Below are 11589 nucleotides of genomic sequence, written 5' to 3' on the forward strand. Positions count from 1 at the left end.
TCAGATGAAAACAGACACACTATATACTTCACTTGTAGGCGGCACAATGGCGTGGATAGGGTACCTTGTTGGAGGTATTGACCACTTAATTAAAGCTTTAGTTATTTTTATGATTATCGACTATGCGCTAGGTTTTATGGTTAGTTTGGTCTTTAAGAAAACGGAAAGTAAAAAGATGTTTATTGGCTTAATCAAAAAGACAGCTATGATTCTGATGGTATTTGCTGCAGTGCAATTAGATACAGCAACACAGAGTGGAAACTTTATGCGGAATGCAATGATCCTGTTCTTGATTGGGATGGAAGGTATCAGCATGATTGAAAATCTAGGTAAGTTAGGCATTAAAGTGCCGAAATTTTTAGCAAATGCTTTTACACAATTACAAAATGATAATGATGATAAAAAGGATGGTGCGAAATGATAAAACCTCAAAAATTAGAGTTCCATGTGGGCCATTATGGTGATGGTACAGGTGCCAAGAGTTTAATAGATGAAGTACAATATGCTCGTAAATTTATTAAACGTATTTATGATATTTGTGTTTCTAATGGTGTTCCAGCGACTTATTACGAAGATAAAGTTTCCAAAAGCCAAACACAAAATATCAATAATTTAGTTGCTCACCATAATAAAGATCGTAACGGGTTTATTGTGTCGGGGCATCTAAATGCTAGTGGATCTGTAACTGATCAAGCCATTGGAGCTGAGGCGCTATATTATGATCAGGCTGCTATTGCGAAAGAAATAGTAGACGCTATTTGTAATGCAAGTGGTCTGAAAAATCGTGGGGCTAAAAAACGCACAGATTTAGGTGTACTGGTACGTACTTATGAACCTGCCATTTTGATCGAATTCGGGTTTGTTAACAGTAAAAAAGATATTGAACTTATGGATAGACACTTTGAAGCTATTTGCCAAGCTATCGCAAAAGTGTTGGCCGAACACATTGGTTACACGATCAAAAAGGAGATTGTAAACGTGGAGAAACCTGTAGAAGCAAAGGTCATGCTAAATGATACTAAGTCTATACCAGCTGTAATTATTGATGGAAGAACGTATGTACAGGTACGTGAGCTTGCTGATCTGTTGGGATTAAACCTCGTTTATAACAATGAGAGTAAGATTACAAAATTGTATGAAGTAAAATGATAATATCAGCTTTCTTGTAATTCATATGCCCATTACCAATTAAGGTAACGGGCTTTTGTTATTCTTCAATTGTCTCATCAAAAGTTTTTCTTCCTGGATTTATTTTATTAACATGAACATTTATTTTACTTATTGAATCTTCCGTTAAAGGTATTTTTCCATTATGCTCGATTTTTTTCCACACCTTTACATTACTTCTGTATAGATATTCTGATAAACGATATACATCAGCATCTAATTTTAGACCTTCTTGATAAGTTTCTTTAACTTCTTTTTCTATTTGTTGAGCGATATTTTTTCTCACTTCATCCGTAGTAATCTTTCCTTTGAATCCATTGAGTGTTCCTTGTATTTTGATATCAATTTCAAATTCAACTTGATCGTTTTTATTAACAATGGGCTTAACTTCGAGATTTAAATTATCTATATCAACAGTTAGATAATCCCTTTCACCACCTACTAATTTAAAAGTGACTTCTCCCCGATTCGTATCTTCATTCATCCATTGATTACCTCTTGCTAAGGAATCTGTAATAAAACCTTTAACCCCATTTTTTGTGAGAATACCTATGCCAGAAAAAGTAGTTTCCTCCATTAATTCTTCATCATTTTCCCAATTTTTCTTCATTGTCACATAAGGTATAGCAATCTCATGGTTTGGTTCATTTAAACCAATAATTAATTCCCTTAAATTTATAGGTTGAACAAATGATAATTGTTTAGTAGTACTAATTGGATTACTTAATTTTGAAGCTGTCAAAGAATTTCGCAAAATTGGTGTTACAAGCATTAAGTCATTAATAGGGTCCTTTGTGCAATAAACCCAAATATGATATCTTGTTTCTCGAAAACGAATAAAAGTATCAATAACAGGAATGCTTCGTTCATTTTCCATGGCACGTTCTGATAAGATTAGGTATCTCATATGTCCCCAAAAGATCTCTTGATCAGATGAACGGTACAATTTATAAATCGCTTCTTCGATTGTTTTACCTTCAGCATACCCGACTTCAGCAGGTTCAACATCACCACCAGATTGCTGTGATCTAGCTACATCAGCAAAATTGATAATTTGTAAGTAGACTTTATATTTATCATCTTCAAAATCAACTCCTACGGCATTGATATAGTACATTCTTTGAGGTTCCGTTACATCCCAACAGCCTGCCAGGAGCAGGAGCAGAGTAGAGGATAAAATAAGAATTAAAAATTTATTCATTGTCATTTTTTCGCCTGCTTTTATTAATAAAGTGTACCGTTAGTATTCGCATACTGTTTTGGTTTTAAACTATAAAAATACACTTCGAAATGTCAAAATCAAAGAAAAAAGATCCAACTAAAAAAGTAGCAGAAAAACCAAAACAACCACCAAAACACCCTGAACGTGACGAGTTTGACCTTGAGGAGCTTGGATACAGTTTAAGTGAAGCACTAGAAGATTGTAAGTATCGAATGTTTGCTGTGTACAATAAGCCAGGGTCATTAGAAGGAAAGGTAACAAAAATGGACCCAAACACAAAGATGATCCACATTCAGGATAAATACATGGATGTCCATAAGGTGCATTTTTTAGACATTTTAAGTGTATCGAATTTGGATTATTAGCGCACTATGCAAATAGAAAAGACCGTCTTAATTGGACGGTCTTGTAATTATTTTAAGTTTATCATGCCTGTTTCAGTTCCCCAGATACCTGTTTGCACTTGTAACTGTAAATCAGTTGACTCAGCAACTTCAGGTGCAAGATCAAACACAACTTTACCTTTAATCTCCATATCCGGGTTTACTTCTTGTAAGAAGAAGCTATTTTGAATATTACCATCTTCACCTTGGTTAGCGGACATACTCGCAACGCTATCAGCTTCATATGTTTTTTCGCCACGTTTTAGTTTAAAGAAACTAGAGTCGATTGTTACAGCTTTGTTCCCATTATTTTTGTAAGTGACATCTAGTACGATGTATTTTCCACTTGCTTTTGTAGGTAATACAGAAGGTCCTACCTGGTCTGCTAATTCAACTCCGTTTAGTGTAAATACTGCATCTCCTATTTCTAAAGCAGTACCAATTCCAACAGCTTGCTCTTTTTCTTCTTTTTCAACAGGTTTTGTTTCATCTTTCTTTTCAACTTCTGTGGAAACCGGCTGTTTTTCACTCTCTTTATCCTTCGATGAATCATCACCGCCTCCGAGTGCACCTATAATTGCTCCAAGAATGATTAATGCAATTATTGCTCCGCATCCAATTTTGAAAAATTTCTTCATTTCAGTAACTCTCCTTCAATATGTATTTTCTATAAAACTATATCAAAAATACTAGAAAGTGTCAGTATAATTTTAACATTATTGCTAAAATACCCATTAGTACAAATTGTATATTCTGGGTATGATATCGCTAATATCACATCTTTTTTACAGATGTTAGGGTAAACAAAGTACGAAAAAGAGGGGCAACAAAGTCCAAAACGGCAACGAATGTTAGTGCTTTAAATCGTTAAAGTGGGTAAACAAAGGCAACAAGGGTAAACAATGATTGTTGCCGTTTCTGTGTGGATAAAACCCTTGCGGTCAAAGGATTCCCTTATATAAGTAAACAAAGTAAACAATTAATATCTATTGAGTGTATTTATATAATATAGGTGTATATAACGTATATAACATATACCTAATACGCCTAATACACATATACTATATACGTGAGTACAAATTTGTTGCCCTGAAATAAAAAATACCGCCAAGCGGATAACGCAGATTTGCTATCGTCGACTCAGCGGTAATTATTAAAGTACGCCCGTAAATGTTCAAGGAAGATACATGTATGAAGATAAGGGAGGTGAAATTTAAGGCAATTTGATGAGCAGCAATAATTTCTGTACTAAAATTACTCATCATCATGGTAACGGCAGAAAAAATGCTTGTTTCTGCAAATAAGGAGATGCCAATTGGCACACCAATCAGTAAAATTTCCTTCCATCGAAGCCATTCCAGCTTCGGCCAATGGTGGAACAAACGGAAACGTTCGAACGGTACTCGTTTGGCGATAATCCATACAGTAATCAAGAAAATGAGCCAGTACGTAATTGCTGTTGCGACACCTGCACCAATCCCGCCAAGCTCTGGTGCGCCGAATTTACCGAAAATAAAAATGTAGTTAAGGACGATATTAATCGGCGTTGTCAATAATGTAATAATCATTGTGACACGTGTCTGCCCAAGGGCATCAATGAAACAACGCATGACAAAAAATAAGAATAAAGGTAAAAGACCAGCACACATCGCATAGATGTAGCCTTTTGCAATGCTATGTACAGCAGATTCTAAATTCATCTTGCTAAGTATCCAATCGATGCCAAAAAAGAGCCCTGTGAAGATGATGATTGCCAGCAAAATGGCTACATAAATACCTTGCTGAACGGCCTTTTTGGCATCCATCTCTTGTTTCGCTCCGACTAGCTGTGAGACAATCGGTGTAATGGCAAGGAGAATACCCGACAGTCCTGTATAAATCGGCATCCAAATGGAGGAGCCGATTGAGACACCTGCTAAATCGGCCGTCCCATAGCGACTGGACATTAAAATATCAAAAAATGAAATAAGATAAATGGCTACTTGTGTTACTAAGATGGGAACAATCATTTTTAAAAGTAGTGCATATTTTTCCTTAATTGTGGATGTTTGGTACATATTTGATACTTCCTTCGTGAACATAATGAACAAGTATAGCATATGTAAAGAGAGAAAAGCTTGAAATTTTCGTGCTTCATCTATATCTTTTCTTCAGCATATAGTAAAATAGAACACTGTAAACAAAAAGTAGTGCGGACTACAATGGTTTTTAAGGAATAGGAGAATTAATGTGAAACAACAAACTATCATTTTAACCGGTGGTGGGACAGCTGGCCATGTATCGTTAAATCAAGCGATACTCCCGTCTTTACTTGAACTTGGTTATGATGTCCACTATATTGGTTCAGAACAAGGTATTGAAAAAGAATTAATAGGCGAGGCCTTCCCCGATGTTCCGTTTTATGGCATTGCGAGTGGTAAATTGCGTCGTTATTTCTCAGTGAAAAATTTTACAGACCCATTTAAAGTGCTTGCTGGAATGATGCAGGCTTTTCGTATTATTAAAAAAGTAAAGCCACAGGTTGTCTTTTCAAAGGGTGGCTTTGTTTCAGTACCTGTTGTTATGGCAGCAAAACTGGCAGGTGTGCCTGTTGTTATACATGAATCTGATGTGACACCTGGTCTTGCCAATAAAATTGCCCTGCCTTTTGCCTCTCATGTGTTCACGATTTTTGAAGAAACACTAAAGCATTTACCACAAGAAAAGGCAACTTGCACAGGCTCCATTATTCGTCCGGAGTTGTTTGAGGGCGAACGGGCAAAAGGGTTATCATTCTGTGGCTTTTCAACATTAAAGCCTGTTTTACTAGTGATGGGCGGAAGTTTAGGCTCTGTTGTTCTAAATGAGGCATTGCGTCAAAACTTACCAGAGCTTTTAAAGCAATTTCATATTATTCATTTGTGTGGGAAAGGGAACTATGACCAAGCACTAGAGACAATGCCTGGCTACAAGCAATTTGAGTATGTGACAACAGAGTTACCTGATCTATTGCATGCAGCAGATTTTATTGTGTCACGAGCAGGCTCTAACTCCATTTTCGAATTTTTGGCACTCCACAAGCCGATGCTATTAGTGCCGCTATCTGCACAAAAAAGTCGTGGGGATCAAATTTTAAATGCCAACTTGTTTAAAAAACAGGGCTATGCGGAAGTGCTGCAGGAAGAAGAATTAACAAAGGAATCTTTTATGAAGTCGGTTCATACATTAACAGAGTGTAAGGCAGAAATGGTCGAGAAGATGTCAAAAACGCAAAAACCAAAAACACCAGACGAAATGGCAACATTAATTTTGCACTACAAAAAATAAAGGCTCTTTGAAAAAAGAAAAGAAGCTATGAGGCAGGTCAAAGATGACAAAACCTTATAGCTTCTTATTATATATGACACATTACATGGCTTGCTCTTCGCCTTCTTGCATTTGATGTGCTGTTATTAAGTAGAATAAATCTTTTTGAATTTTGAATAAATTAAATTGAGCTTCACCGCTATTGACCTGTGCTAATAAAGTCGGATGACTTTCATTGGCACTCACCACATAAGGTAGCTTTAATGCGGCACGCTGTGATTTTAAATTTTCAACTCGTATACGGAGAAATACCGTATGGAAATTATAATCAAAAAATAACTCATTCAAAAATAGCATTTTTGCCTTTTGATTATAGCCTTTACCCTGGTAAGGGAGTCCAATCCACGTTCCTAAAAAGCCTGCACCGTCCTCCACATCGTGAATACTAATGGTGCCGATTGGTTGACCCCAATCATCAGTAATGGTCCTCGAGATAGCGAGTCCTCTCGCTTCCTCTTCAATCAGTTGTTTTGTCATAAACCAATACTCATCAGCGGATGTGGCTTTCTGACGGACAAAAGGGAATACAGAAGGGTGTGATAATAGCTCATAAAGCTCTGTACATTCATGCAGGTCTCGATGTTTAAGCATACGAAACGCCTCCTTTACTAGGGTAGTTAAAACAATTCCGTTGAAGCATAAAGAAGAAAACTAAAATTCGTACTGGAATTAAAACCCAAAGAACTAGACGTTATAACTATGATATTCCATAATCTCCCGCTGTCTTACTGATTTCGACCATACCGAAAAAAGGCTAGTTTTTTAAATATAATATAACACGAAAGCTGTTTGATGCAATCATTTTGCTCGAAAAAAACAAAATTTGAGTTTAGTAGTCAGTAAATTCTGACAAAAGAAGAGGCGTTGGCGAAAATATTGTTGTTTTTTAGCATTAAGTCTATCCTATCAATTTTATCTAATATTAATCATTTATACACTTCTTTAGTAGGATTTAAATGTTTCTACAATAGGTAATATATCAAAAAATATCCTAAAAAGGATATAATTTATCTTATTCTGTAAGGGTAATTTTTGATTTTTATGTTATAATAGTAGTATTATATAAAATCGAACAAAACATACATACTAGCATTTTTATCATGATTGCAATGGCTTTTCTGGAGGTGACAGCATGGAGTATCTTTTAAGCGAAGATTTTTTTAATTCATTATTTATTGGCAAAGATTTTGCTTTTCTCATGAAAAAAGTAGAAGATGATTATCAATATATTCGCTTAAACCAAGCAGCTCGTGACCTGTTATCAAATGAGGCGATTGGAAAAATGATTTCAAGCGTTACCTCAGAGCGCATTTTTTCGATCATTCAGAAAAACTACGATCAAGCGATTAGGGAGCATAATCAGGTTGACTATGTAGACTATGCGTATTTTCAGTCGGAGGTTCATAAATACGAAACGTCTGTCAGACCGTTGAAATATAATAATGAAGACTATATATTAGCCATCACAAAGGAAATCCTCTATGACCGCAATATTGAGGATAAATTTTTATTTATGCGGTCCATGTTTGACCATGCCTTTTTCTCCACGGTCATTTTATCGGCCGAAGGTATGGTATACGAAGTGAATTCTTGCTTTATGGAAGATTTCCAATTAGATAATGAAACTGTCAAGCAAAAATTGTTTGTTGATTTACCGATCATCCCGAAAGAAGAGGTTGAACACATTGAAGCTTGTTTACAAAAAGCAGCGAGAGGGGAAAACCTTGATAAAAAGCTGATCAAGCTGTTTACGTCAGAAGGTCAGGAGCGCATGTATTTAATGTCCCTATCGCCTGTAATGCAGGATGATAATTCGTTTGCTATCTTTCTAATCATGCAGGATTTTACTCAATTTACTTTACAAAAAGCAGAATTACGTTCGAAGTCTCATGGTTTAGAAGTTTTTAAGTCTGCCTTAAATTCAGCTACAGCCATTGCTGTATTGGACCATAAAGGCTATATTACGGAAGCAAGCGATATGTTTTTACAGGCTTCTGGCTACACTGCGGAGGAATTAATAGGTCAGCCCTATTCATTAATGGAGCCAAGGTTCAATGCGCAAAACTTTTTACAATTAATCGAAGGCAAGCTGGATACAATGGAGATTTGGCGAGGAGAACTGTGCTATCGCACAAAATATCATGCCGATTATTGGGTGGAGGCAACCATTGTGCCGTTAAAAAATGAGTTCGGTAAAATCGAACAAATTTTAACCATTAACTATAATATTACAGATAAGAAAAAAATGTTCACAGAATTAAAAAATATTGAACGTACTTTCCGACTCATTACGGAAAATACAAATGATTTAATCGTGATTACGAATGAAGATGGCATTATTCTTTATGCGTCTCCATCCTATGGGATTTATTTAGGGTATGAAAATGAAGAGCTACTTGGGCAGTTTTACAGTGATATTTTAGATCAAGAAAGTAAAAACGAATGGCAAACATTTTTAAACAATTTTACAGGTCAGCCAGAAACACAGTTTGAGCTTTTACTAAAGGCGAAGGACGGTACACCGATTTGGACAGAGGGCAATGTCACGGTTGTACATGACCCTGAACGTGAAAAGGTTTCACAAATTATGATGGTGTCTCGAGAAATTACTCATCGCAAAGAAAGAGAAAATGATTTGCTCTATTTAGCCTATCATGATGCGTTAACACAGCTACCTAATCGACGTTATTTACAAAAAGAGTTTCCGAAAATACTGGCAAAAGCAGCTGAAAATCAAACCTGTGTCGCCATGCTCTATCTAGATGGCGATGATTTTAAAGAAGTCAACGATCGTTTTGGTCATGACACAGGGGATGCGTTTATTCAGCGCTTTGGTAATGCCTTAAATCAAACGGTTCGCAGTCATGACATGGTCATTCGAATTGGTGGCGATGAATTTATCGTCATCCTAACAGGTTTAACAAGAGAAGCTGATAAAAGGCATGACCAAATTATGCATATTATTCGTCGAATCCGCGATGAACTAGCAGAAGGCTGGATGATTGAAGACCATCATTTTACTCCTACAGCCTCAATCGGTATTGCCTATTATCCAGATCATGCACAAACTTTGGATGAGTTAATGGATTTAGCCGACCGAGCTTTATATCGATCAAAAGAGTTGGGAAAAAATAATCTTTCCATTTCGGGAATACAATAAAAAAGTCTGTCCACAGGGTTTCCCTTGTGAGACAGACTTTTTGTTTGATGTTATGCTAGAACGTGAGAGGGATAAATATCCTATATCGTTATTTTAGAATAGAAGGTGATACAATGCCTAAGAAGATATTGTTGGTAGAAGATGAGAAGCATATTGCGCGTTTTGTTGAACTAGAATTACAGCATGAGGGCTATGAGGTGAAAACAGCCTTTGATGGACGGGATGGACTGGCTTTGGCCACTACGGAAAATTTTGATGTTCTCTTATTGGATGTGATGCTGCCAGGCATTAATGGCATTGAAATTTGCCGCCGTATCCGAACGCAGTCACAGGTGCCAATTATTTTATTAACGGCGAGAGATGCTGTAATGGACCGTGTAGCGGGCTTAGATGCAGGAGCCGATGACTATATCGTCAAGCCTTTTGCTATTGAAGAGCTGCTTGCTAGAATACGGACGATTTTACGTCGTGTCACACCAGAGCCTACTAGCAGTGAATCTTTATGTTTACGAGATATTGAAATAGATGTGGCAGCCTATGAAGTTTTTGTTCAAGGGAATAAACTTGACCTAACAAAGACAGAATATGATTTACTAAAACTATTAATCGAGCACAAAAATAGAGTGTGTACGAGGGAGCATATTTTAACGTCAGTTTGGGGCTATGATACGGATATCGAGACCAATGTAGTAGACGTTTATATCAGACATTTACGCACAAAGCTCCCTGGTGATATGAACGCTTATATAGAAACTGTTCGTGGTGTTGGGTATGTGATGCGTGAATGAATAAATTAAAAAATTATGTACGTCACCAATCTTTACAGAAAAAATGGATGCTGACATCAAGTAGTGTCATCTTTATTAGCTTTACAATTATTTGTATAGTCGTTTATCTTTCGCTTCATACATGGCTCTTAAACGATGAGGAAGGTAAGGTCAAACGTACAAGTGACGATATTATCTCCTTTTTAGAATCACAAGGTCCTAATGTTACCATTCAGCAAATACAACAAAATACAGGTTTGCTCAAATCCATTGCCGATCGCGATGAAACGGTCAGAATATTTAATAGAGATGGAGTGGATATTTTACGTATCAATGATACTTCAGCTGCTGCACCGCTACAATCGATGCAAGAAGTTCTGGAAATGACCATCGATAAGAAGGATGTACTCGTCATCAATGAACCGATACGGATCGGCTTTTTTCAAGGCTATATCCAAGTTATTCATCCTTTGACTAGCTTTCAATCCCTTATGCATTACCTTCTGACAGCGATGCTAATAGCGGGGATAGGGGCATTGATACTATCAGGCTCCATTGGCTATTATTTGGCCAATTATTTAATGAAGCCATTACATGAATTGCGTGCATCCATGAAGACGGTGGTAGACCAAGGATTTAATCAGCCTATCCAGCTAACCTATACATCACAGGATGAGATTGGTGATCTGTTAAAAATGTACAATGCGATGATGAATGAGCTGCAAATTTCCTTTACCCAGCAGCAACAATTTGTCGCAGATGCTTCCCATGAACTGCGAACACCGATTCAAGCCATTGAAGGGCATCTCTCCTTGTTAAAAAGATGGGGCAAAGATGATCCAGCCATTTTAGAAGAATCCATTGATACTTCACTAACGGAAATTGCTCGGATGCGTAAAATGATTGAGGAATTATTAGAGCTTGCACGACGCGAGGAAAAAGATGAGACAAGTGAGGCAAATGCACTAGTAGTAATAGAAGCCGTCATGGAGGAGCTACAGCTTGTCCATCCACAAGCACGAATATCGCTGTCGAAAAATGGCGAAATCGGTCCGTTATTTATTACCGAAAATGCACTAAGTCAAATCGTTCGTAATATAATAGAGAATGCAATTCGTTATTGTGAAAAAATTCCTGAGATTGAAATTTCTCTTACAACTGCTGGAAAAATTGCATGTTTAGAAATTGCTGATAATGGTATAGGAATAGCAGAAGAGAATATGCCGTTTATCTTTGATCGATTTTATCGAGTGGATGAAGCAAGAAATCGTCAAATTGGTGGAACTGGCTTAGGACTTAGCATTTCGAAGATGTTACTTGAAAAATACAATGCGACAGTAGAAGTCAAGAGTGAGGTTAATATTGGAACCGTTTTCTCGCTAAGAATACCGCTAAAATATTAAGAAAAATTCACGCTTTATTTCATTATTCTATCCTTTGCGAAAAAAATTGCTTAATTTGCTAAAAAGAGTTGTATTTTTTGTGAAGAGTAGTAAGATTGAGATGGAAAAAACGTTCTTTAAAATATGGAAAAGTAGTGTGAAA

Annotated in this window: 11 protein-coding genes; 7 read left to right on the forward strand and 4 right to left on the reverse strand. The window is 36.6% G+C overall.

Features of this window, described 5'->3' with window-relative positions:
• Positions 1-4 precede the first annotated feature (4 nt).
• Positions 5-421 (forward strand): phage holin family protein, encoded by a 417-nt coding sequence (locus tag MHI04_RS11070; RefSeq protein WP_263082716.1) that lies wholly within the window; start codon positions 5-7, stop codon positions 419-421.
• Complete coding sequence (locus MHI04_RS11075) at positions 418-1149, forward strand: N-acetylmuramoyl-L-alanine amidase (RefSeq protein ID WP_342535747.1); 732 nt, start codon at positions 418-420, stop codon at positions 1147-1149. Before MHI04_RS11070 ends, MHI04_RS11075 begins: the two co-directional genes overlap by 4 nt.
• Positions 1150-1207: 58 nt before the next feature.
• Here the strand turns inward: MHI04_RS11075 and MHI04_RS11080 are convergent, their stop codons facing one another.
• Positions 1208-2374, reverse strand: coding sequence for a Ger(x)C family spore germination protein (locus MHI04_RS11080; RefSeq protein ID WP_342535748.1), 1167 nt, complete (start codon positions 2372-2374; stop codon positions 1208-1210).
• A gap of 83 nt (positions 2375-2457) precedes the next feature.
• Here MHI04_RS11080 and MHI04_RS11085 point away from each other — a divergent pair, with 83 nt between their 5' ends.
• Positions 2458-2754: a YolD-like family protein gene (locus MHI04_RS11085; protein WP_312506953.1), complete on the forward strand. Its 297-nt coding sequence runs from the start codon at positions 2458-2460 to the stop codon at positions 2752-2754.
• Positions 2755-2801: 47 nt separating this feature from the next.
• Here MHI04_RS11085 and MHI04_RS11090 read toward each other — a convergent pair whose 3' ends face one another.
• Positions 2802-3410 carry a DUF4352 domain-containing protein gene (locus tag MHI04_RS11090; RefSeq protein WP_342535749.1) on the reverse strand — a complete coding sequence of 203 codons (609 nt, stop codon included), beginning with the start codon at positions 3408-3410 and terminating at the stop codon, positions 2802-2804.
• 423 nt (positions 3411-3833) lie between these two features.
• Entirely contained in the window at positions 3834-4829 is a 996-nt protein-coding gene (locus MHI04_RS11095) for an MATE family efflux transporter (RefSeq protein ID WP_342535750.1), read from the reverse strand.
• A 172-nt stretch (positions 4830-5001) separates the two neighbouring features.
• Between MHI04_RS11095 and MHI04_RS11100 the strand changes: the two genes are divergently transcribed.
• Complete coding sequence (locus tag MHI04_RS11100; protein WP_271913352.1) at positions 5002-6078, forward strand: undecaprenyldiphospho-muramoylpentapeptide beta-N-acetylglucosaminyltransferase; 1077 nt, start codon at positions 5002-5004, stop codon at positions 6076-6078.
• A gap of 81 nt (positions 6079-6159) precedes the next feature.
• On the opposite strand, the gene MHI04_RS11105 is transcribed toward MHI04_RS11100, so the two are convergent.
• Entirely contained in the window at positions 6160-6708 is a 549-nt protein-coding gene (locus tag MHI04_RS11105; protein WP_036126046.1) for a GNAT family protein, read from the reverse strand.
• Positions 6709-7249: 541 nt separating this feature from the next.
• Between MHI04_RS11105 and MHI04_RS11110 the strand changes: the two genes are divergently transcribed.
• From MHI04_RS11110 to MHI04_RS11120, 3 genes are all read left to right on the forward strand, one after another.
• Positions 7250-9277 (forward strand): diguanylate cyclase, encoded by a 2028-nt coding sequence (locus tag MHI04_RS11110; protein ID WP_036126045.1) that lies wholly within the window; start codon positions 7250-7252, stop codon positions 9275-9277.
• A 113-nt stretch (positions 9278-9390) separates the two neighbouring features.
• Complete coding sequence (locus MHI04_RS11115; RefSeq protein WP_058844437.1) at positions 9391-10065, forward strand: response regulator transcription factor; 675 nt, start codon at positions 9391-9393, stop codon at positions 10063-10065.
• Positions 10062-11447 (forward strand): HAMP domain-containing histidine kinase, encoded by a 1386-nt coding sequence (locus tag MHI04_RS11120; RefSeq protein WP_342535751.1) that lies wholly within the window; start codon positions 10062-10064, stop codon positions 11445-11447. Before MHI04_RS11115 ends, MHI04_RS11120 begins: the two co-directional genes overlap by 4 nt.
• The last annotated feature ends 142 nt before the right edge of the window (positions 11448-11589 follow it).

The sequence above is a fragment of the Lysinibacillus sp. FSL K6-1151 genome (genome assembly GCF_038630755.1).
Classification (GTDB): domain Bacteria; phylum Bacillota; class Bacilli; order Bacillales_A; family Planococcaceae; genus Lysinibacillus; species Lysinibacillus fusiformis_D.